General features: G+C 72.8%; 21 protein-coding genes. 13 read left to right on the top strand and 8 right to left on the bottom strand.

Features of this window, described 5'->3' with window-relative positions:
• Positions 1-205 precede the first annotated feature (205 nt).
• Positions 206-1,654 (bottom strand): fibronectin type III domain-containing protein, encoded by a 1,449-nt coding sequence (locus ACQEVZ_RS48555; RefSeq protein ID WP_433381451.1) that lies wholly within the window; start codon positions 1,652-1,654, stop codon positions 206-208.
• Positions 1,655-2,049: 395 nt separating this feature from the next.
• On the opposite strand from ACQEVZ_RS48555, the gene ACQEVZ_RS48550 reads away from it, so the two are divergent.
• Positions 2,050-3,030, top strand: a complete 981-nt coding sequence (locus ACQEVZ_RS48550; RefSeq protein WP_433381448.1) for an NlpC/P60 family protein — start codon at positions 2,050-2,052, stop codon at positions 3,028-3,030.
• A 14-nt stretch (positions 3,031-3,044) separates the two neighbouring features.
• Here ACQEVZ_RS48550 and ACQEVZ_RS48545 read toward each other — a convergent pair whose 3' ends face one another.
• A complete protein-coding gene (locus ACQEVZ_RS48545) occupies positions 3,045-5,072 on the bottom strand; it encodes a copper-translocating P-type ATPase (protein ID WP_433381445.1) in 2,028 nt (675 codons plus the stop codon).
• A gap of 139 nt (positions 5,073-5,211) precedes the next feature.
• Here ACQEVZ_RS48545 and ACQEVZ_RS48540 point away from each other — a divergent pair, with 139 nt between their 5' ends.
• Positions 5,212-5,592, top strand: coding sequence for a DUF6153 family protein (locus ACQEVZ_RS48540; protein ID WP_433381442.1), 381 nt, complete (start codon positions 5,212-5,214; stop codon positions 5,590-5,592).
• Positions 5,593-5,690: 98 nt separating this feature from the next.
• Positions 5,691-6,317, top strand: a complete 627-nt coding sequence (locus tag ACQEVZ_RS48535; RefSeq protein ID WP_433381439.1) for a DUF305 domain-containing protein — start codon at positions 5,691-5,693, stop codon at positions 6,315-6,317.
• Positions 6,318-6,449: 132 nt separating this feature from the next.
• Here ACQEVZ_RS48535 and ACQEVZ_RS48530 read toward each other — a convergent pair whose 3' ends face one another.
• Positions 6,450-6,740: a metal-sensitive transcriptional regulator gene (locus ACQEVZ_RS48530; RefSeq protein ID WP_433381436.1), complete on the bottom strand. Its 291-nt coding sequence runs from the start codon at positions 6,738-6,740 to the stop codon at positions 6,450-6,452.
• 195 nt (positions 6,741-6,935) lie between these two features.
• Here ACQEVZ_RS48530 and ACQEVZ_RS48525 point away from each other — a divergent pair, with 195 nt between their 5' ends.
• The 4 genes from ACQEVZ_RS48525 (at position 6,936) to ACQEVZ_RS48510 (ending at position 12,812) form a co-directional block, all read left to right on the top strand.
• Complete coding sequence (locus ACQEVZ_RS48525) at positions 6,936-8,345, top strand: MFS transporter (RefSeq protein ID WP_433381433.1); 1,410 nt, start codon at positions 6,936-6,938, stop codon at positions 8,343-8,345.
• A gap of 133 nt (positions 8,346-8,478) precedes the next feature.
• Positions 8,479-9,450 (top strand): hypothetical protein, encoded by a 972-nt coding sequence (locus ACQEVZ_RS48520; protein ID WP_433381430.1) that lies wholly within the window; start codon positions 8,479-8,481, stop codon positions 9,448-9,450.
• 9 nt (positions 9,451-9,459) lie between these two features.
• Entirely contained in the window at positions 9,460-11,700 is a 2,241-nt protein-coding gene (locus ACQEVZ_RS48515; protein WP_433381427.1) for a heavy metal translocating P-type ATPase, read from the top strand.
• A 47-nt stretch (positions 11,701-11,747) separates the two neighbouring features.
• On the top strand, positions 11,748-12,812 hold the full coding sequence (locus ACQEVZ_RS48510) for a Dyp-type peroxidase (protein WP_433381424.1): 1,065 nt from the start codon (positions 11,748-11,750) through the stop codon (positions 12,810-12,812).
• On the opposite strand, the gene ACQEVZ_RS48505 is transcribed toward ACQEVZ_RS48510, so the two are convergent.
• Positions 12,809-13,228, bottom strand: coding sequence for a hypothetical protein (locus ACQEVZ_RS48505; protein WP_433381421.1), 420 nt, complete (start codon positions 13,226-13,228; stop codon positions 12,809-12,811). The two genes, ACQEVZ_RS48510 and ACQEVZ_RS48505, sit on opposite strands and share 4 nt — an antisense overlap.
• Before the next feature lie 464 nt (positions 13,229-13,692).
• Here ACQEVZ_RS48505 and ACQEVZ_RS48500 point away from each other — a divergent pair, with 464 nt between their 5' ends.
• The 4 genes from ACQEVZ_RS48500 (at position 13,693) to ACQEVZ_RS48485 (ending at position 15,784) form a co-directional block, all read left to right on the top strand.
• Positions 13,693-14,064: a BlaI/MecI/CopY family transcriptional regulator gene (locus tag ACQEVZ_RS48500; protein ID WP_344500022.1), complete on the top strand. Its 372-nt coding sequence runs from the start codon at positions 13,693-13,695 to the stop codon at positions 14,062-14,064.
• Complete coding sequence (locus ACQEVZ_RS48495; RefSeq protein ID WP_354894530.1) at positions 14,061-15,005, top strand: M56 family metallopeptidase; 945 nt, start codon at positions 14,061-14,063, stop codon at positions 15,003-15,005. The genes ACQEVZ_RS48500 and ACQEVZ_RS48495 overlap by 4 nt, the downstream gene beginning before the upstream one ends.
• 124 nt (positions 15,006-15,129) lie before the next feature.
• Positions 15,130-15,387, top strand: a complete 258-nt coding sequence (locus ACQEVZ_RS48490) for a hypothetical protein (protein ID WP_433381417.1) — start codon at positions 15,130-15,132, stop codon at positions 15,385-15,387.
• Between the two features lie 19 nt (positions 15,388-15,406).
• The gene (locus tag ACQEVZ_RS48485) at positions 15,407-15,784 is read left to right on the top strand and encodes a hypothetical protein (RefSeq protein WP_433381414.1); all 378 of its coding nucleotides are present in this window, start codon (positions 15,407-15,409) and stop codon (positions 15,782-15,784) included.
• A 118-nt stretch (positions 15,785-15,902) separates the two neighbouring features.
• On the opposite strand, the gene ACQEVZ_RS48480 is transcribed toward ACQEVZ_RS48485, so the two are convergent.
• On the bottom strand, positions 15,903-16,289 hold the full coding sequence (locus ACQEVZ_RS48480) for a hypothetical protein (protein WP_363397687.1): 387 nt from the start codon (positions 16,287-16,289) through the stop codon (positions 15,903-15,905).
• Between the two features lie 147 nt (positions 16,290-16,436).
• On the opposite strand from ACQEVZ_RS48480, the gene ACQEVZ_RS48475 reads away from it, so the two are divergent.
• Positions 16,437-16,946: a hypothetical protein gene (locus tag ACQEVZ_RS48475; RefSeq protein WP_433381411.1), complete on the top strand. Its 510-nt coding sequence runs from the start codon at positions 16,437-16,439 to the stop codon at positions 16,944-16,946.
• Positions 16,947-17,023: 77 nt separating this feature from the next.
• On the top strand, positions 17,024-17,857 hold the full coding sequence (locus ACQEVZ_RS48470) for a cytochrome c biogenesis CcdA family protein (RefSeq protein ID WP_433381408.1): 834 nt from the start codon (positions 17,024-17,026) through the stop codon (positions 17,855-17,857).
• Between the two features lie 155 nt (positions 17,858-18,012).
• Here ACQEVZ_RS48470 and ACQEVZ_RS48465 read toward each other — a convergent pair whose 3' ends face one another.
• Genes ACQEVZ_RS48465 through ACQEVZ_RS48455 form a run of 3 tightly spaced genes read right to left on the bottom strand, consistent with a single transcriptional unit; the run spans position 18,013 to position 20,887 of the window.
• Positions 18,013-19,683 carry a copper resistance CopC/CopD family protein gene (locus tag ACQEVZ_RS48465; protein WP_433381405.1) on the bottom strand — a complete coding sequence of 557 codons (1,671 nt, stop codon included), beginning with the start codon at positions 19,681-19,683 and terminating at the stop codon, positions 18,013-18,015.
• Positions 19,680-20,243, bottom strand: coding sequence for a vitamin K epoxide reductase family protein (locus tag ACQEVZ_RS48460; protein WP_354894546.1), 564 nt, complete (start codon positions 20,241-20,243; stop codon positions 19,680-19,682). The genes ACQEVZ_RS48465 and ACQEVZ_RS48460 overlap by 4 nt, the downstream gene beginning before the upstream one ends.
• The gene (locus ACQEVZ_RS48455; RefSeq protein WP_433386116.1) at positions 20,243-20,887 is read right to left on the bottom strand and encodes a DsbA family protein; all 645 of its coding nucleotides are present in this window, start codon (positions 20,885-20,887) and stop codon (positions 20,243-20,245) included. The genes ACQEVZ_RS48460 and ACQEVZ_RS48455 overlap by 1 nt, the downstream gene beginning before the upstream one ends.
• Positions 20,888-20,918 lie beyond the last annotated feature (31 nt).

Here is a 20,918-nt window from a genome sequence, read left to right as displayed (position 1 = left end):
ATCAGTACCGGGCCGGACCCATGCCGGGGCCCAGGATCTCAGCGGCGGAAGTTGCCGGTCAACTTCCGCCCGCCGACCTCGCGGCCGCCACTGCGCCCGGCGATCCTGGGAGACATCCCGGACACCGGTGCTTCGACACGACGCAGGCCAGGGTGGTGGGCCGGAAACGGGGGGCCCACCACCCTGGCCTGCCGGGCGGCTGTCGTTAAGGCGCGACCAGGAACGGGGTGATGACCTCGACCGGGCCGGACGGCGCCGACTCGTCGCCGTTGGCGTTGACCGCGGTCAGCCGGTACACGTGGCGTTCGGCGCCCCGCGTGCGCAGGGTCACCGCGCCGGCCGGGTAGGTGCCGACCACCGTCGCGCCGTCGTAGAGGCGGTAGGTCAGGCCGGCCGAGGTCGACCAGGACAGCGGGATGTCGGCGTAGTACCCGTCGGCGATCGTCGCCCGGCCCGCCTGGAAGCCGGCCGGGGCCGCCGGCCGGTCGGCCGCTCCCGGCAGCGTGGTCACCGTGACCGGCGCCGAGGCGGGCGTGTCGGTGCAGCCGGTCAGCAGGCCCACCACGCGCAGCTGGTGCGTCGACGCGGACGCCAGGCCGGTGAGCACCGCGGCCGGCTCGGTGACGGTGGCGACGACGGTGTTGCCGTCCAGCACGGTGTACGAGGTGGCGGTCGACTCGAGGGTCCAGTCGAGGCGGACGGTGGACGCGGTGACGGCGGACGCGCTCACCCGCGCCGGGGCCGGCGGCTGGGCCGGGCAGGGTTCGGTCGACGGCGACAGCACGGGGCTGTGCTCGGACTCGTTGCCGGCCACGTTCAGCGCCGCCACCGTGAAGCGGTGCCCGGTGCCGTGGAACAGTCCGGTGACCGTCGCCGACCGGGTCCAGCTCGTGGCCACCCGGTAGGCGCCGTCGTAGATCGCGTACTGGTGGACGTAGGACCCGTCCGCCGGCCCCGACCAGGCCAGCGCGATGGAGCGGTCGCTGCGGCCGGTGACGACCAGGTCGCGCGGGGCCGCCGTGGTGTTCGTCGTGCCCGGCAGGGTGCGGGTGGTCGCGTACCCCACCGTGGGTTCCTGCGAGCCGCAGCCGACCCGCCGCAGCGCGACCGCGTACGAGGTGTCCGGGGTGAGGCCCCCGACCCGCAGGCTGGTGCCGGACACGATGCCGTGATCGCGGCCGTTGACGCTCAGGGCGAGCAGCGGCGACGACCGGCCCACGGTCCAGCGCACCGACAGGGCGGAGGAGGTCACGTCGAACACGGTGGTTGGCGCGGGCTCGGTGCACTGCGGCGCCATGCCGGGCGTCCACGTGGTCCCCGTGAACGGCGCCGACTGGGCCGACTCCACGCCGGTCGCGGAGACCGCGGTCACGGTGTAGGTGTGGGTGGTGTTGACGCCGATGTACTGCATGGGCGCCGACGTCGTCGCGGTGCGCCGCACGACCACCCCGCCCTCGTACACCCGGAACGACGCGACCGCGGGACCGCCCGCCGGCTGCCGCCACGACAGCGAGATCCCGGTGTTGGCGACCGACCCGGTCAGGTCAGCAGGTGCGAGCGGGACCGGCCCGGTCGCGGCGGTGGCGCCGGACACCCCGGTGAGCCCTGCCAGCAGCACGCCGAGCGCGGCTGCCCGAACGAGGAACCTGCGCATCGACGATCCTCTCTAGGGGGAACGGCGAGCAACTGTAAACAAAGCTTCCTGTTGATGTCAATCGTCTGGCGCGAGCGGCGCCTGGGGGCAGCGAGGCCCACACCGCCTCATCGGCTCCTATTCGTCATAGGAGGTCGCATGTACAGGCGGAGCAAGGCGAAACGGCGCACGCTGGCGGCCGGAGTGCCCACCGATACGCTCGTCAGCTCGGTGTGCCGCATGTCCGATCGCCAATAGGAATACACGCCACGTGACGATCCGGCTGCGTAGCGAAGGAAGTCGGCCGATGGGTTGATTTGCGGTCGTGGACCTCTCTACGGTGGGCCACGGCCCGTCTCGGCGGCAGGTCTCCCTCGAGGCCCTGGGGCGCCGGCTGGAGGAAGGGCGTCGCCTCGGTGGACCGTAACCGCACGTTCTCGATCGTTCGCAGAACGCTGGTCGTGGCCGCCGTCGCCCTCGCCGGACTGGTGCCGTCCGTCTCGGCGCACGCCGAGCCGTCGCTGCCGGAGATCGAGCGGCAGCTGGACGAGGCGTGGGAGAAGCTCGAGCCGGTCATCGAGCAGTACAACGACCTGCACAGCCAGCTCGCGGCGAACCAGGCCAAGGCCAAGACGCTCACCGCCACGCTCACGCCCCTGCAGCAGCAGGTCGACGCCGCCATGCACGAGGTCGGGGTGATGGCGGCGCGGCAGTACAAGTACGGCAGCGCGTCGGTGCTCAGCGTGCTGCTGTCGACCGACTCGCCCCAGACGTTCGCCGAGCAGCTCGCGACGTTGAACCGCCTCGCGAAGAGCAGCGCCGACCAGATCGCGTCCGTCGCGCAGCTCCGCGACGGATACGCCGCCGACAAGGCGAAGATCGACGCCCTCGTCGCGCAGCAGCAGGCGCAGGAGACCGAGCTCGCCGCCCGCAAGAAGTCGATCCAGGCCGAGGTCGACCGGCTGCAGGCGCTGCGCCGGCAGCTCGGCGCGACCGACGTGCCCAAGAGCGAGCTGTACATCGGTCAGTGCCCGGCCGTGTACATCGGCGGCGCGGCGGGCACCGCGGTCAAGACCGCCTGCGCGCAGATCGGCAAGCCGTACGTGTTCGGCACCGTCGGACCCGGCACCTTCGACTGCTCCGGCCTGACCCAGTACGCCTGGAAGGCCGCGGGCGTGTCGCTCACGCACTACACGGGCGCGCAGTGGAAGCAGGGCAGCGCGGTCAGCAAGGCCGACCTGAGACCCGGCGACCTGGTCTTCTTCTACAGCGACCTGCACCACGTCGGGATGTACGTCGGCAACAACCTGATGGTCCACGCGTCCCGTGCGGGGGTGCCGGTCCGGATGGCCCGCATCGACACCATGCCGTACATGGGCGCCCGCCGCCCCGGCTGACGGATCCCGCCCGTTCACCGGCTCGGGGTGAGCTGGACCCGGCGCAGGAGTTGCGCGTTGAGCGCGACGACGATCGTCGACGCGGACATCAGCACGGCCCCGACGGCCGGGCTGAGGGTGATCCCGGCCCAGGCGAGGGCGCCGGCGGCGAGCGGGATCGCGACGATGTTGTACCCGGCGGCCCAGGCCAGGTTCTGGACCATCTTGCCGTAGCTGGCCCTGGACAGCCGGATGACGCCGGTGACGCCACGCGGGTCGGACGAGGCCAGCACGACGCCGGCCGACTCGATGGCGACGTCGGTGCCGGCGCCGATGGCGATGCCGACATCGGCGCGGGCCAGGGCCGGGGCGTCGTTGACGCCGTCGCCGACCATCGCCACGCGCAGCCCGCGCCGCTGCAGGTCGGCGACGGTCCGGTCCTTGTCGGCCGGGAGGACCTCGGCGTACACCTCGTCGACGCCCGGCCGCAGCCCGAGGTCGGCGGCGACGGCGTCGGCGACCTGCCGGGCGTCCCCGGTGATCATGACGGTCTTGCCGACGCCGAGCCGCCGCAGCCGCGCGATCGCCTCCCTCGCCTCCGGCCGGACCTCGTCCTCCAGGGCGAGCGCGCCGACGGCGTGCGCGGCGTCATCGTCGAGCCGGATCAGGTGCAGCACGGCGGCGCCGCGCCCGGCCCACGCGGCGGCCGCGGCGGCGACGTCGTCGGGCAGGCCGACGCGCAGCTCACGCAGCAGCGCCGGGCCGCCGACGGCGTAACGGACCCCGCCGACGGTGGCCCGCACGCCGCGGCCGGTCAGCGACTGGAATTCCTCGGCACGCAGGTCGGTCGCGCCGTCCCGCCGGGCCGCGGTCACGATGGCCCGGGCCAGGGGATGTTCGCTGTCGGCCTCCACCGCGGCGGCGGTGCGCAGCACCTGCAGATCGGTGTGCCCGGCGGCCGCGGTGACGCCGGTGACGGTGTGCGCGCCCTTGGTCAGGGTGCCGGTCTTGTCGAACAGCACCGCGTCGACGGTGCGCATCCGCTCCAGCGCGAGGCGGTCCTTGACCAGGATCCCGGCGCGGGCGGCCACCGCCGTGGACAGCGCGATCACCAGCGGGATGGCCAGGCCGAGCGCGTGCGGGCAGGCGATGACCAGCACCGTGACCGTCCGCACCACCGACCCGTCCAGGTCGCCGGCCGCCCACCAGGCGGCGAAGGTGATCAGCCCGGCGCCGGCGGCGACGTAGAACAGCCAGGCGGCGAACCGGTCGGCGAGGACCTGTGCCCGGCCGCGGGACCGCTGGGCCTGCCCGACGAGGCGCTGGATGCCGGCGAGGGCGGTGTCGTCGCCGACGGCCTCGACCTCGACGCGCAACGCTGAGTCGGTGGCGACGGTGCCGGCCACGACCCGGTCGCCGGCGGTCCGGGCGACCGGCCGCGACTCGCCGGTCACCATCGACTCGTCGAGCTCGGCCCGGCCGTCGACGATGCGACCGTCGGCGGGCACCCGGCCGCCGGAGCGGACCAGCACCGTGTCCCCGACGCGCAGGTCGCTGACCCGCACGGGCCGTGGCCGGCCGTCCGTGTCGAGGAGCTCGGCGTCGTCGGGCAGCAGCGCGGCGAGGGCCGCGAGGGCGCCGCCGGCCTGGCCGATCGCCTTCATCTCCTGCCAGTGCCCGAGCAGCATGATGGTGACCAGCGCGGCCAGCTCCCACCAGAACTCCAGGTCGAACCAGCCGAGGCTGGTGGCCATGGAGGCGGTGTAGGCGACGGTGATCGCCATCGCGATGAGCAGCATCATGCCCGGGGCGCGGTCGCGGACCTCGGCGACCGCGCCGGCGAGGAACGGCCATCCGCCGTAGAGGAACACCACCGTGCCGAGCACCGGCCCGACGAGAGCCATGCCCGGGAAGTCGAGCCGGTAGCCGAGCCAGCCCATCACCATGTGGCTGGTCGCGACGATCGGGATGGTCAGCACGAGGCTGAGCCAGAACTTGCGCCGGAACGCCTCAGGGTCGTGCCCCGCGTGCTTGTCGTGCCCGGCGCCGTGCGGCTGTGTCATCGCCGGCTCCTTCCGTCCCGCTCGACGCACCCCCATGGGGTATGCACGGCAGTCGAGAGTGGCCTGGGTCCGAGGTCTACGATGTTGCATAGGAGGTGGTCGGGGAGTGGTGCGAAGCCGCCGCATTCAGTCTGCCGGTGTGCGGTCGCACGCCTGGCTGCTGGCCGCGGTGCTGCTCGTGCTGGGTGTCGCGTGGATGCACACCCTGGCCGCCGCCCCGCTCCCGCAGGCGACGCACGCGAGCACGGCGACGACCGTCCAGGCGATGCCGCAGTGCGCTCCGGACGGGCACCACGACTCCTGTCCCGGCGGTCCGCACGGAGGCGGTCACGCCGAGGCGATGTGCCAGTCGGCCATGCCGCCCGCCATCGGCGCCCCAGCCCCCACCTTCACCGTGTCACAAGCGGTGCCGCCCGCCACTGTGGTCCGGACGCTGGCCGTCACCGTCGCGGCCGAGGCGGCCGGCGGCAGCGGTTGCGGACCGCCGGCGCGCAGCGTGCTGTCGATCTGGCGTACGTAGGCCGTCTCAGGAGTCGTTGATGCCGCCGGCACCCTGCCCGCGGCGACGTCCTGACGCGTCCGCGTCACCGTTTCGAATCCTCAGGAGCTGGACTCACCATGCGCACGATCAACCTTCGCCGGGCCGCGATCGCCACCGGCGCGCTCAGCCTCGCCCTGCTCGCCGGTGGTTGCGGCGACGGCGGGATGGACCACGGCACCATGGGCACCGGCGCGCCCACGTCCGTCGCGGCGCCGAAGTCGGGTGCCACGTTCAACGCCACCGACGTCAAGTTCGCCACCGACATGATCCCGCACCACCGTCAGGCCCTCGACATGGCGAAGATCGCCCAGTCGAAGGCCACCACGCCGGAGGTGAAGGCCCTGGCCGACAGGATCGCCAAGGCGCAGGAGCCGGAGATCGCCACCATGTCCGGCTGGCTGACCGCCTGGGGTGAGCCGGTCCCCAGCCCCGGTGGTATGAGCCACGGCGACATGGGCGGCATGGGACACATGCCCGGCATGATGACCGACCAGGAGATGCAGGACATGTCCAAGGCCACCGGCAAGGACTTCGACACCATGTTCCTGCAGATGATGATCAAGCACCATCAGGGTGCGGTCGAGATGGCCAAGACCGAACAGGCCCAGGGCCAGGACCCGGTGGCCAAGCAGCTCGCCGGGAAGATCGCCGCGGACCAGACCGCGGAGATCACCGAGATGCAGGGGATGCTGGCCAAGCTGTAGTCGCTCCGTGTCACCCCGTGGGTGCGGCGCCGGCATGCGGCGGTGCCGCACCCGCGGGTTCGTTTCAGTCCCCCGCGCGGCATCACCGGCTTCGGCCTGCGCCGCGCCGCAGCGGCCTCATAGCAGGGGCCTTCAGCCGCGGTGCAGCAGGCGGCCGACGGCGGCCATCATCTCGGTGGCCATCTCCTCGCCCTTGCCCTCCTCGGCGCCGTGCTGCATGCAGTGCCGGGAGTGGTCGTCCAGCAGGCCCAGTGCGACCTTGTCCAGGGCGGCCTGGATCGCGCCGATCTGGGTGAGCACGTCGATGCAGTAGCGGTCCTCGTCGACCATCTTCTCGATCCCGCGCACCTGCCCCTCGATGCGTCTGAGGCGGCCCTGCAGCTGGTCCTTGGTCGCGGTGTAGCCGCGTGCCGGTGTCGTCATGCCACCCAGTGTATGAACCCCCCGGGGGTATCGTCCAGGTCGTCTGCCGCGGCTCAGCAGCGCTCGACGCGCGCGGACGAACATCCGGATCGCCGGCGGCGGTCGCTGTGGCGAAGTCAGGGTTGACGGGTATACCCCCTGGGGGTAAGGATGGCTCCACGCAATACCCCCTGGGGGTACGAAGGAGTGGTGGAGATGGCAAGCGCATCCCGGCGGTGGTGGGCCCTCGGGCTCATCGCCCTGGCTCAGTTCATGGTCATCATGGACACCTCGATCATCGGTGTCGCCCTGCCCCGCATGCGGGACGACCTCGGCTTCACCCCGGGCGACCTGTCCTGGGTCTTCAATGCCTACGTCGTCGCGTTCGGCGGCCTGCTGTTGCTCGGTGGCCGGCTGTCGGACCTGTTCGGCGCCCGGCGGGTGTTCACCGGGGGCTGGGCGGTCCTGCTGGCCGGGTCGCTCGCCGCCGGGCTCGCCGACGGCGTCGCGGTCGAGCTGGCCGCCCGCGCCGTGCAGGGCGCCGGCGCGGCACTCATCGCCCCGTCGGCGCTGACGCTGCTGATGATGCTCTTCGGTGCCGAGCCGAAGGAGCTCACCAAGGCCCTGGCGCTGTATGGTGCGGCCGCGCCGGCCGGTGGCACGGCCGGGGTGTTCCTCGGCGGGGTCATCACCGAGTACGTCAGCTGGCCCTGGGTGTTCTACATCAACGTCCCGATCGCCGTGCTCGTCCTCGCCGCCATCCCGGCGGTGATGCCGTCCGGTGGCGCCCGCCGCGGCTCGCTCGACCTGCTCGGCGCGCTCACCGTCACCGTGGGCCTGGCCGCCGCGGTGTACGCGATCGTCCGCGCCCCCGAGGTCGGCTGGTCCTCGGTGCGGACCTGGCTCGTGCTCGGCGCCGCGGCGCTCGCGCTCGCCGCGTTCGTGGCGATCCAGGCGGCCCGCCGCGAGCCGTTGATGCGGCTGTCGATCTTCCGGGCGCCGAACCTCGCCGCGGCCAACGTCGCGCAGCTGCTGCTCGGCGCGGCATGGATCCCGATGTGGTTCTACCTCAACCTGTACCTGCAGCAGGTCCTCGGCTACAGCGCCTTCCCCAGCGGCGCCGCGCTGCTGCCGATGACCGCTCTCATCATGCTCGGCATGATCTTCCTCGCCCCGCGGGCGATCGGCCGGTTCGGCCCCAGGACGACGGTCGTCGCCGGCCTGACCGTGCTCGCCGCGGGCCTCGGCTGGCTGGCGTTCGTCCGCCCGACCGGCAGCTTCGTCGCCGACGTGCTGCCCGCCTCGCTCGTCGCGGCGCTGGGCATGTCGCTCGCCTTCATCCCGTCGCTGGGCACCGCGATCGGTGCGGCCAGGCCCGAGGAGGGCGGGCTGGCGGCCGGCATCGTCAACACCAGCTACCAGGTCGGCTCCGCGCTCGGCCTGGCCGCGATGACCGCGGTCGCCGCCGCGTCTGGCGCCGACCGGCTCGGCGACCTGCCCGCGCTCACCGACGGCTACTCCGCCGCGTTCACCGGCGCCGCGGTGATCGCCCTGGCCGGCGCCGTGATCGCCGCGATCGCACTGCGCCCGGCGCCCGCGGCCGCGACCGAGCCCGTCCGGGTCTGACCTGTCACATCCGCACCGGGACAAGACCGTCTCGTTGATACCCCTAGGGGGTAGGGGTACAGTGGAACCATCGACCGATGAGGAGCACCGCAATGAACACGACGACTTCCCTCTACGAGGTGGCGAGGTAGTCATGCGCACACCGCTCAAGCTCGGCGCCTACGCGCTCGGCCTGGCGGCCGTGTTCGCCGCCGCGGTCGGGATCGGCCACGTCGCCGGTCCCACCGCGGCCCCGGCCGCCCACACCGGCACCGACCACGACGCCGCCGCCGACCCCGGCCACCAGCCGACCGGCGGCCACGACCAGCACCAGACCGGGGCCGCGGCGGCACTGCCCGCCGGGCTGCAGGTCACCCAGGACGGCTACCGCATCGAACCGCTCAGCACCACGCTGAGCACGACCGGGCCCGCCCCGTTCCGCTTCCGGATCACCGGCCCCGGCGGCGGACCCGTCACCGCCTACACCAGAAGCCACGACAAGGACCTGCACCTCATCGTCGTGCGCCGCGACCTGGCCGGGTTCCAGCACGTGCACCCGCAGCGCGACGCCGACGGCACCTGGAGCGTCCCCCTCACCGCCGGAGCTCCCGGCCAGTACCGGGTCTTCGCCGACTTCCAGCCCGCCGGACATCCGCGCGGCCTCACCCTGGGCGTCGACGTCCCCGCCCCCGGCGACTACCAGCCCCGGGCCCTCCCCGAGCCAGGGCGCACCACGACCGTCGACGGCTACACCGTCACCGTCGACGGCGACCTGGTCCCCGGCACCTCGTCGAAGCTGACCCTCACCGTCACCCGCGACGGCGTCGCCGTCACCGACCTGCAGCCCTACCTCAGCGCGTACGGCCACCTCGTCGCGTTGCGCGACGGCGACCTCGCCTACCTGCACGTCCACCCCGACGGCACGCCGGGCGACGGCCGCACCACCGCCGGCCCGCGGATCACCTTCTACGCCGAGGTGCCGTCGGACGGGACCTACCGGCTGTTCCTGGACTTCCAGCACGGCGGCGTCGTCCGTACCGCGGAATTCACCGCCACCGCCGGCGCCACGGCGCAATCGAATCCGGCCCCGTCTGAGCACGGCGAGCCCGGTCACACGCACAGCTGAGGACATGTCATGGCACTCACCCGGCCGCTGATCGCGGCACCACAGCGCTTCGAACTGGCCATCGGCGGCATGACCTGCGCCTCCTGCGCCGCGCGGATCGAGAAGAAGCTCAACCGCATGGACGGCGTCACCGCCACCGTCAACTACGCCACCGAGAAGGCCGACGTCACCGTCACCGGCGACGTCACCGCCGCCGATCTCATCACCACCGTCGAGCAGACCGGCTACACCGCGGCCCTGCCCACGCCACCACAGGCAACCGCCGAGCCCGTCGACGAGCTGCGACCGCTGCGGACCCGGCTGTGGGTTTCGCTGGTACTGACCGTGCCGGTGATCCTGCTCGCCATGGTCCCGGCGTGGCAGTTCGACTTCTGGCAGTGGGCGTCGCTGACCCTCGCCGCACCGGTCGTCGTGTACGGCGGCCTGCCGTTCCACAAGGCCGCCTGGACCAACCTGCGCCACGGCGCCGCCACCATGGACACGCTCGTGTCGCTGGGCACCCTGGCGGCGTTCGGGTGGTCGCTGTGGGCGCTGTTCCTCGGCACCGCCGGCACCCCCGGCATGACGCACCCGTTCGAGCTCACCATCGAACGTACCGACGGCGCCGGCAACATCTACCTCGAGGCCGCCGCCGGCGTCACCCTGTTCATCCTCGCCGGCCGCTACTTCGAGGCCCGGGCCAAGCGCCGCGCGGGCGCCGCCCTGCGCGCCCTGCTCGAGCTCGGCGCCAAGGACGTCGCCGTCCTGCGCGACGGCACCGAGCACCGCATCCCGGTCGACCAGCTGGCGGTGGGGGACCGGTTCGTCGTCCGGCCCGGGGAGAAGATCGCCACCGACGGCGTCGTCGACGAGGGCACCTCCGCCGTCGACGAGGCCATGCTCACCGGCGAGTCCGTCCCGGTCGAGGTCGGGCCCGGCAGCGCCGTCACCGGCGCCACCGTCAACGCCGGCGGGCGCCTCGTCGTGCGGGCCACCCGCGTCGGCGCCGACACCCAGCTCGCCCAGATGGCCAAGCTGGTCGAGCAGGCCCAGACCGGCAAGGCCGCCGTCCAGCGCCTCGCCGACCGCATCTCGGGCGTGTTCGTCCCGATCGTCATCGCGCTCGCCGCCGGCACCCTCGGCTACTGGATCGGCACCGGCTCCGGCCTCACCGCCGCGTTCACCGCGGCCGTCGCCGTGCTCATCATCGCCTGCCCCTGCGCCCTCGGCCTGGCCACGCCGACCGCGCTGCTCGTCGGTACGGGCCGCGGCGCCCAGCTCGGCATCCTCATCAAGGGCCCCGAGGCCCTCGAATCCACCAGGCGGATCGACACCGTCGTGCTGGACAAGACCGGCACCGTGACCACCGGCCGGATGGCGCTGGTCGACGCGGCCGCGGTCGACGACGAGGTGCTCCGCCTCGCCGGTGCCCTCGAGGCCGCGTCCGAACACCCGATCGCCCGCGCGATCGCCGCCGCGGCCACCGAACGGTTCGGCGCACTCCCCGCGGTGTCCGGATTCGCCAACGCCGAAGGGCTGGGCGTGCGGGGCACCGTCGACGGGCGGCTGGTTGTCGCCGGGCGGGCCCGGCTGCTGCTCGACGACGGACTGACCATCCCCGACGAGCTGCGGGCCGCACAGGCCGCCGCCGAGCACGCCGGGCAGACCGCGATCCTCGCCGGCTGGGACGGCCGGGCCCGGGGCGTGCTGACCGTCGCCGACACGGTCAAGCCGACCAGCCGCCAGGCGATCACCGAACTGCGCCGGCTCGGCCTCACGCCGATCCTGCTGACCGGCGACAACGCCACCGTCGCCCGCACCATCGCCGAGCAGGTCGGCATCACCGAGGTCGTCGCCGACGTGCTGCCCGCCGGCAAGGTCGACGCCGTCGCCCGCCTGCAGGCCGCCGGGAAGGTCGTGGCGATGGTCGGCGACGGGGTCAACGACGCCGCCGCGCTCGCCCAGGCCGACCTCGGCCTCGCCATGGGCACCGGCACGGACGTCGCCATCGAGGCTTCCGACCTCACTCTCGTCCGCGGCGATCTCCTCACCGCAGTCGACGCGATCCGGCTGTCCCGGCGGACCCTGCGGACCATCAAGAGCAACCTGTTCTGGGCGTTCGCCTACAACGTCGCCGCCCTGCCCCTCGCCGCCGCCGGCCTGCTCAACCCGATGCTCGCCGGCGCCGCCATGGCCCTGTCGTCGGTGTTCGTCGTGTCCAACAGCCTGCGGCTGCGCGGCTTCCGGTCCCGGCACGCCACCACCGCATGATGCGGGCACGCTCGCCTGATGCATGGCGCTCGATGTAGGTTCTGGCGATGGCGCCGGTGGTGGAAGGACAGGGGATCCCGCGCCGCTCGGTGCTGGCCGGCGCCGGGATCCTGGGCGGGTCGCTGCTCGGTGCGGCGGCGTGCAGCGACCCGCCGCCACCCGCGTTCCACGGCGTCCACCAGTCCGGCATCACCACGCCGGTCCTGCCGTTCCTGCAGATGTCCGGCTTCGACGTGGTGGCGAGGGATCGCGACGGCCTGATCGAGCTGCTGCGGGCGTGGACCGGGGTCGCCGAGGAGTTGACCCGCACGGCGGGTGCCGCGCTCACCGTCACGTTCGGCTTCGGACCGGCCCTGTTCACGGAGGGCCGGTTCGGCCTGGTCGACCGCCGCCCGGCGGCACTGGCCGAACTGCCCACGTTTCCCGGCGAGTCTCTGGAGCCCGCCGCTGGCGGCGGCGACCTCTGCGTCCAGGTCTGCGCCCAGCACCCGACGACGGCACACGACGCGGTCCGTGCGCTCGTGAGCGCCGGTCGGGGCAATGCCGTGCTCCGCTGGCGGCAGGTCGGTTTCCGCGACGCGGGCGACGCGGCGGACCCCGTCGGGTTGTTCGGGTTCCGCGACGGCACCGCCAACCTCGACCTGGCCAAGGAGCAGGAACAGGCCGAGCACCTCTGGGTGAGCGACGGACCCGCGTGGCTGCACGGCGGCACCTACCTCGTCGTGCGCCGGATCCGGCTGCTGCTGGACACCTGGGACCGCACCGACGTCGCGACCCAGGAGACGGTCATCGGCCGCCGCCGCGACAGCAACGACCGCCTGGACCTTCCCGCGTCGCACGCCCGGTTGGCGTCGCCCGAGGCGAACGGCGGCGCCAAACTGCTGCGGCGGTCCTACTCGTACGACGCCGGCGCGGACCCGAACGGGCTGATCGACGCCGGGCTCATCTTCATCTGCTACCAGCGCGACCCGCAGCGGCAGTTCGTCGCCATCCAGCGCCGGCTCGCCGCGAACGACCCGCTCAAGGGCTTCAGCCAGCACCTGGCCGGCGGCGTGTTCGCGTGCCCGCCGGGGGTCGGGCGGGGGTCGTGGATCGGTGCCGCGCTCTTCTAGGGTTTCGCTCTGGGCAGTGAGATCCGGGTGACCGCGATGGCCTTGGCCTTGGCGTCGGCCGGCGGGTTCCGGCCGCTGAACTTGGTGATGACGTGCGTCTTGCCGCTCATCACCTGCAGCTCGTACTTGTCCGGCGTCCAGTACGCCTCGTCGCCGATCCCGGTGACGGGCTCGACGACGGCGGGGTTGCTGCGCCCACGCTCGAAGTCGTCACGCCCGCTGGTCTGGGAGTCGTCGAGCAGGTACAGGTACTCCGTGATGGTGGGTGTGCCGCCGGGGGCGAGGGGTCCGAGTTTGGCTGTCAGGCCGAAGGCGCACACCGGCGGCCAGCTCTCCACCTTCCTCGGCGGGTCGACCGGGATCGCCAGGACCTGGGCGGCCTCCTGCTGCGTGAGGGTCCGGCACGGGTCGTCCACCTGACTGACGTCCCACGAACCGTGCAGGGCCGTCGGGCTGCCGGACGGGTGCACCGGCAACCCGGCAGACGGCGGCGCGAGCACCGGACCGGCGACGGCGGGCGATCGGTGCTCAGTCGGCGGTTGTCCAGCGGTACAGCCGGCGCAGGCCGCGACAAGCGCCGTCGCCGCCAGCACCCGACAGGAAAACGATTGCCTGGCGGACGTCCTCCACATGCAGCGGAGTCTACGACCATCGATAGTATTTTAACAGGTCGCGAAAAAAGTCCCGGCACCGAATCCTGTCGATGATCGACTACCGTGTTGCGCGTCGTCTCGTCGATGCTCCGGACGGCAAACTACTATCGAATCTAGTAGCTTGCGGCGTACGGTCGTGGCTCCGACGACCGGTCGCCACCGTTCGGGCGGCGCGGTGGTGGGCGCGGCCACGCTACGCTAGCCGTCAGTCGGGCGGAGGGTGCGTCGTGCAAGGGTTCGGAGAGCTGGAGACGGCACTCATGGAGGTGCTGTGGAAGCGGCAGGCGCCGACCACCGTCCGCGAGGCGATGGACGACCTGCGGTGGCACCGGAAGCTCGCCTACACCACCGTCATGACCGTGATCGACACGCTGTACCGCAAAGGCTGGCTGACCCGTGAGCCGGACGGCCGCGCGTACCGGTACCTGCCGGCACTGACCCGCGATCAGGTCGTCGCGCGGACCATGCACGAGGTGCTCGTGGACAGCGGCGACCGCGGCGAGGCGCTGATGCACTTCGTCGGCCGGATGACCATGGACGACGCCGCCGCGCTCCGCGAGGCGCTCAACAGCTACGAGCGGCGGATCTCGGGCCGATGAGTCCACTGCTGCTCATCGCGTTCACGCTCGTCCTCGCGCTCGTGGCCGCGCCGCGGCTGGCCGGGGCGTCGTGGGTGGTGCGGGCGCCGCGGCTGGCCCTGACCGCCTGGCTGGTCGGGTCGTGCGCCGTCGTGGCGGCGAGCCTGCTCACCGGGCTCAACCTGCTGCTGTACTGGGACCGCACCCACGACCTGGTGAGCGGGGCCTGGCACTTCTGCCTCGACTCGCTGCTCGGCCGGCACGACGCGCCGGCCCAGGTCGCCGCGGTCGTCGGCCTCGTGACCGTGGCAGCGCTGTGCTACCGGATGGGGCTCGGCGTCACCCGGATGGCCGCCGTCCAGCGTGCGCGGCGGGCCGATCTGCGGATGCTCGTCCGGCTCGCCGGCATCCCCTCGCCGGTGCCCGGCGCGACGGTGGTGCGGCATGACCAGCCCGCCGCCTACCTGATGCCGGGGCGGGCGACCGACATCGTGATCACCTCCGGCGCCGTGGACCAGCTCCGGGCGCCGGAGCTGCACGCCGTGCTCGCCCATGAGCGCGCCCACGCCAGCGGACGGCACTACCACCTCACCCACTGGGTCCGGTTCCTGGAGCAGGCGTTTCCCGGGGTCGCCGCCTTCACGCTGGCGAGGCGGCAGGTCGAGCGGCTGGTCGAGCTGTGCGCCGACGACACCGCCGCCCGCAGTGCCGAGCGGATCGACCTCGCCCGGGCGCTCGTCACCATGGCGCAGCCGGTCGGCGCGGGCGGCGGGCTGCTGGCCGTCAGCGGCGGCGACAGCCTGGAGCGACTGCACCGCCTCCTCGCCCCGCCGCGGCCGCTCGCCACAGCGGCCAAGGCGTGCGTCGCCGCGGGAGTGGCCGCGGTCGCGGTCGCGCCCCTCGCCATGGCGATGTTCGACCGCTGCTGCGGGTCCTGGGTGCCCGCCGCGCTGTCGTTGTAGCCGGGAACCTTGGCGCTGACCGTTTCGCCCTTTTTCAGCTATTTCACAGCTGGCATCCCGTAACCGGCGTGAGCCGGCCGTGTTGATCCACCCGACTGATCCCGCCGGCGGAGCCGACGAGAGGGTGGATGTGCAGCGCAAGGTCGTGTCGGCCGTGGCAATGGTCGTGTGCGCGCTGTCGCTGCACCTCGGCGCGGTGCACCATCCGGTCGGCGCCGTCTCCGGCGTACACGCGGCGGCCGGCGACCAGCAGTTGCCGGTCGTGGAGCGTCCCGCCGACTGCACGGGGATCGACCGCGACCAGGTCGCCAGACCCATGCGGAGCCAGCCCCTGGCGGAGCGCCGGGCCGGCGGTCAAGGTCCTGCCGCAGCTGTGGCGTGAGCACCGGGGCGAGGCGCTGGTGCTGGCCGGGACCGCCGGCGCCATCCTGCTCATCGACATGTTCCAGGGTGTCCTGATCGGGATCGGTCTCGCGGTCGCGAAGTCGGCCTGGGAGACGTCGCACGTCCGCGTGCACGTCACCGACTCCGGTCAGGGCCCGATCCACGTCAGGCTGGTCGGCAACGCCACGTTCCTGCGGTTGCCCGTCATCCTCACCGCGCTGTCGGCCCTGCCGGCGCACCGGGCCGTGCAACTGGACCTGCGCGGCCTGCGGCACGTCGACCACGCCTGCCAGTCCGCCCTGAGCACCTGGGCCGACCGGCACAACAGCACCGCGCCGACGCCGGTCCTGCTGCTCGCCGGCGGACACGACCCACCGTCGGCCTCCGGGCCGTAGCGGCCGCGATGCGTGGCTTCCGCACGCGTAAGGGCGTGTCCTCCGCCTGATGGCGGCTGACACGCCCCGCTGGCACCTGCGCGCGGACCGCTCGACCCCGTCGGGGGTCGTAGAGGGGTCAGTGTCCGGCGATGGAGGGGCCGTGCCCGCCGTCGGAGATCTGGGTGCCCTCGGCGAAGGCGGACTGGAACTGGGCGCGCAGCGCGTCGATGCTCGCGTACTCGGAGGACGACGACTGCTCGCTGCCCTCGGCGGCGAAGACGCTGTTGGTCTCGGCCTCGTCGTGGCTGTAGCTGGTGTAGTCGGTGGACTCGTAGCGGGAGCCGTCCGCGCCGACGTACTCGACGTGCTTGCCGGTCTCGAAGTCCGTGGACTCGGCCGACGCGCTGTCCTGGCTGTAGACGCCGAAGTCCGACTGGTAGTCCTGCTCGCTGCCGGCCTCGGTGTGCAGCTGCTCGACGTCGCCGGACTCGTAACCGGTCTCGAACTCGCCGTACTCGCTCATCGCGGTGTTCCTTCCAATTGGCTGTGTCGTTGTCGTCCGTGTTGCTGAGAAGGACAGTACTAGGCAGGCTAGTAGTAACGAATCCCCGAATCGTGCCACCGCCGTGGCCGGATCGGGCGGCGGTGACGGGGCGCGTACCGTGGCGGCATGCAACTGCGCGGGGTCGAGGTGGCGGACGGGACGACGGCGACGCTGTGGTTCACCGACGGCGGTGTGCACGTGGTCGCCCGCGCAGCCCGCCGGCAGGCGCTGCTGCGCTGGGCGGGCGGGTCCGCGTTCGGCGCCCTGGCCCTCGCGATGACCGGCATGGGCGTCGGCGCCGCCGTCAATGCCCGGGCCGGCGAGGTGCTCTTCGCGGCCGCGGGCGCCCTCGCGGTGTTCGCCGTGGCCACGGCCGTCGCCGGCTGGGTCCTGTCCGTGCGGGCCGGACGGGCGATCCGCGACGGTGTGACAGCACCGGACCTGCCGCTGGAGGGCATCCAGTGGGCGCGCAGCACCGAGGAAGGGGGGCGGGTGCGGGTGTCCGTCGGCATGGCCGACGGTGAGGTGCACGAGTTCGCGGCGGCGGGCATGACCGGCGCGGACCTGGTCCGCCAGTTCGCCGGGCTGCTGAATGCCGACGGCGGCCCGCCCGGCGGCTCCCCGGCGCCGGAATGAGCCCGGAAACACCCTCCTACTACGGCGGATAGGAGTCGCTGGTACCGTGGTGGCTCGCGTCTGATCGAGGAGCGCCGGTGGGGGACTTCTTCGCAGGGGTCGCCGCGGGCGGCCCCCTGCTGGCGGGAATGGCCGTAGCGCTGCTGGCGGGTGTGGTGAGCTTCCTGTCGCCGTGCGTGCTGCCGCTCGTGCCCGGCTACCTGTCCTACGTCACGGGCCTCGCCGCCACCACGCTGCCGGGACCGCGACCCGTGGCGTCCGGGAGCACGACGTCCGGGAATGCGACGTCCGGGAATGCGGCAGGAGGCGCGGTGGCCGCAGCGCCGGCGGCCGGGCGTGGCCGCATGCTCGCCGGTGCGTGCCTGTTCGTCGCTGGGTTCACCGTCGTGTTCCTGCTGACCGGGGTGACGTTCGCGCATGCCGGTCGCCTGCTGTGGCAGCACGCCCGGACGGTCGAGGTCGTCGCGGGGGCGCTGACCGTCGCGCTGGGACTGGCGTTCGCCGGCCTGCTGCCCCGGGTGCCCAGCGAGCGCCGGCTCCGGTTCCTTCCCCGCGCCGGGCTGGCCGGTGCGCCGATCCTCGGGGCGACGTTCGGGCTCGGCTGGGTGCCGTGCGTGAGCCCGACCCTCGGCGCGGTGCTGTCGCTGGCCGCGGTGGACGCGACGGTCGGCCGGGGGCTGCTGCTCGCCGCGGCGTACTGCGCCGGGCTCGGTCTGCCGTTCCTCGCCGTCGCGGTCGGCATGCGGCGCGGGCTGGCCTTCATCACCGCGACCCGCCCCTACCGCCGCGCCATCAACGTGGCGGGCGGCGTGATGCTGATGGTGGTCGGTCTCGCGCTGCTGACCGGCGCGTGGACCGAGTTCATCATCTGGCTGCGGGTGACCGTCGGGCCCGGAGTGATCGGCATCTGAGAGAACGTCCGGCGCGGCGGGATCGCTGCCACGCGGCGCGAGCCCCTGAGCGAGGCGGAACGCGCGCCGCGTCAAGCCGGGTTGACAGCGACCACACCAAGGTCCCCGGCTCGCGATGAATACTACTATCGGGACTAGTAGTAGGTCGAGAGGGTCTAGCCGACCGGGATTCTGGCGGTGACCGTCGCCTGGTTGATGTCGTCGACGCGGACGGTGACGCGCATGTCCCAGGTGCCGGCGGTGGGGAACGCGATCTGTCCGCTGGCGTGGTCCGGGGTGAGGGCCACGAGCGGCACCGTGATCGGTTCGACCTCCCTCGACGGCAGTGCGACCGTCGCCTTCCACTCCACGACCTTGAGCGGCGCGCTGCCGTCGGGTCTGCGGGCGTACAGGTGGACGGTGTTGATCCCGGTCCTGGCCGGCGAGACGTCGACGACGACCTGGAACAGGTCGCTGCTGACCTTGACCTCGACCGGCCGGCCGGGTCGGCCCGCGGCGGCCTCGACGCTGCGCGCCGGGGTCGTCTGCACCAGCACGGATGTCACGCCGAGGACGAGCACGACGACGCCGGTCTCGACGAGGACCCCGATCCGCAGCCGCCTGCGTACCGTGGCGCCGTCCACTTCCTCGTCCGCGTCGTCGGTGGCGGCCGGGTAGTTGCGGTTGGTGACGCTCCGCGCGTACGCGGCGGCCGCGAGGATGACGGCGAACAGGCAGACCTTGACGATGACCAGCCGCCCGTACAGGGTGCCGGTGAGCGCGCCGAGGGTGCCGATCTCGACGAGAGCCTGGGCGGTGCCCGCCAGGACGAGGACGGTGACGGCGAGCAGCGCCCAGCCGGACCAGACCGGCATGATGACGCCCAGCTCGCGGTGGTCGGCGTGGCGGAGCAGGAACCCGAACAGCATGACCAGGCCACCGACCCAGACGGCCATCGCGGCGAGGTGCGCGGCGTCGGCGACGACGGTGAGCACCGGGACCGGGGAGGCGCTCGGGTGCCCTGACAGCGGCCAGGTGGCGGCGCCGACGACGCTGAGCCCGATCAGCAGCGCCTGGTCGAGCCTTCCGGCGCGCAGGCCGGCGACCGGCCGCAGGAGCAGCACGGCCGCGACCACGGCGGCGAGCCGGATCAGGTGTGCGGCGCCGTAGGTGCTGCCGAGCACGTCGCCTGCGCCGTCGGTGGTTGCGTCGAGAAGGCCGCCGCCGGACGTGTACGGGATCTGCAGGTACAGCTCCAGCAGGGCGCTGACCGCGACCAGACCGGCACCGGCGAGCGCGAGGCGGACCGGACCGGTGGTGGGCAACCGGGCCGGCCACAGGGTGAGGAGGACGAGGGCCGGCCCGACCAGCAGGATCAGTCCCATGAACCCGATCCACCGCGCGGCCGACATGGTGTGCTTCACCAGGGGGTCGGTCTGGACGTCGGCGCCCGCGTCGTCGGTCGGGGTGGCGGTGACCTCGCCGTAGGAGAAGGCGAAGCCGCCGCTGATCGGGTGGTTGTCCGCGGAGATGACCCGGTAGCTGACCAGGTAGGTGCCTCGCGGTCCGTTGCCGCGCAGCGGGATGACGAGGTCGGCGCCGCGGGCCGTGACTTTGCCGGTGTCCAGGCGCCCGCCGTCCGGCGCGATGACCCTGACCTTGTCGGCGACGGGCCGGACGGGCTCGGTGAACGTGACGACGACCTCGCCGGGCAGCGCGTCGACGACGACGTCCGCCGTCGGGTTCGAGCCGACCAGCGTCGCGTGCGCGCCCGCCGGTGCGGCCGGCAGCGCGAGGACGGCGAGCCCGCCGAGCACCACCGCGGCGAACAGTGTCCGCCAGCTCATCGCAAGGTCCTCCAGAAGTCCCAGAACTCCACGCCGATCAACGCGACCAGGACCAGGAGCCAGGCGGTGAGGATCGTGCTGTGGAACCGCGCGACCGCGTCCACGATCGGCCGTCCGCCGAGGTTGTGCAGCGTCACGTACCAGAAGACGGCGATCGTCACGACCCACACGGCCATGCAGTACGGGCACAGGGCGCCGATGCGGTACACGCTCTGCACGAACAGCCAGTGCACGAAGACCACGCCGAAGACGGCGCCCGCCTGCAGCCCGAGCCACCACCAGCGGGGCAGGACGGCACCGGCGAGGACGGCGACGCCGGTGGTGACGACCACGGTGAACCCGACCAGGCCGAGCAGGGGGTTGGGGAACCCGAAGACCTCGGCCTGGTCGCTGCCCATGATCGAGCCGCACGACAGGATCGGGTTGATGCTGCACGTCGGCCGGTACGCCGGGTCCTGCAGCAGCCGGATCTTCTCGACGGTGAGCACGAACGCGGCGGCCAGCCCGAGCGCGCCGGCGACCGTGAGCAGCCACCCGAGCCTGCGGGCGTGGACCGGCATCAGCCGCCGGCCGCGAGGGCGTCGTCGACGGCCTTCTTCAGGTTGGCGTACGTGGGGGAGACCTGCAGCCGCTTGCCGTTGAGGAAGAACGTCGGGGTGCCCTGGACGCCGAGGTCGGTGCCGTCGGCCTTGTCGCGGTTGACGCGCTCGACCGTGGCCGGTGCGGTGACGTCGGCGCGATAGCGGGTCATGTCGAGGCCGAGCTGCTCGGCGTAGCCGGCGAACGTGTCCGCGTGCGAGGTCCGCGCCTCGCCCCACTCCTTCTGGGTGTCGAACAGCTTGGTGTACATGGCCTCGAACTTGTCCTGCTGCGCCGCGGCCTCGGCCGCCTGGGCGGCGTTCTGGGCGTTGGTGTGGTTGGGCAGCGGGAAGTACCGCACCACATAGGTGATCTTCCCGGTGTACTCCTTGCGGAGCCGCTCGACCGACGGGTAGGCGGCGCCGCAGGACTCGCACTCGAAGTCCAGGAACTCCACCAGGGTGACCTTTGCGTCGGCGGCGACGTCGAGGCGGTGGCTGTCCTCACGGACCAGCCGGGGGTCGGCCGCGCCGGTGACCGGCTCGGCTTCGCTGCCGGCGCCGTCGACGACGAGAAACGCGCCGACGGCGATCACGGCGGCGACCACGAGGGTGACGGTCAGCATCAGGTTGCCGTTCTGCCACCACCCGCGGGCC

The sequence above is a fragment of the Dactylosporangium sp. CA-152071 genome (genome assembly GCF_050936335.1).
Taxonomy (GTDB): domain Bacteria; phylum Actinomycetota; class Actinomycetes; order Mycobacteriales; family Micromonosporaceae; genus Dactylosporangium; species Dactylosporangium maewongense.
The sequence above is the reverse complement of the archived record's forward strand: the minus strand, read 5'-3'. Positions and strand labels throughout refer to the sequence as shown.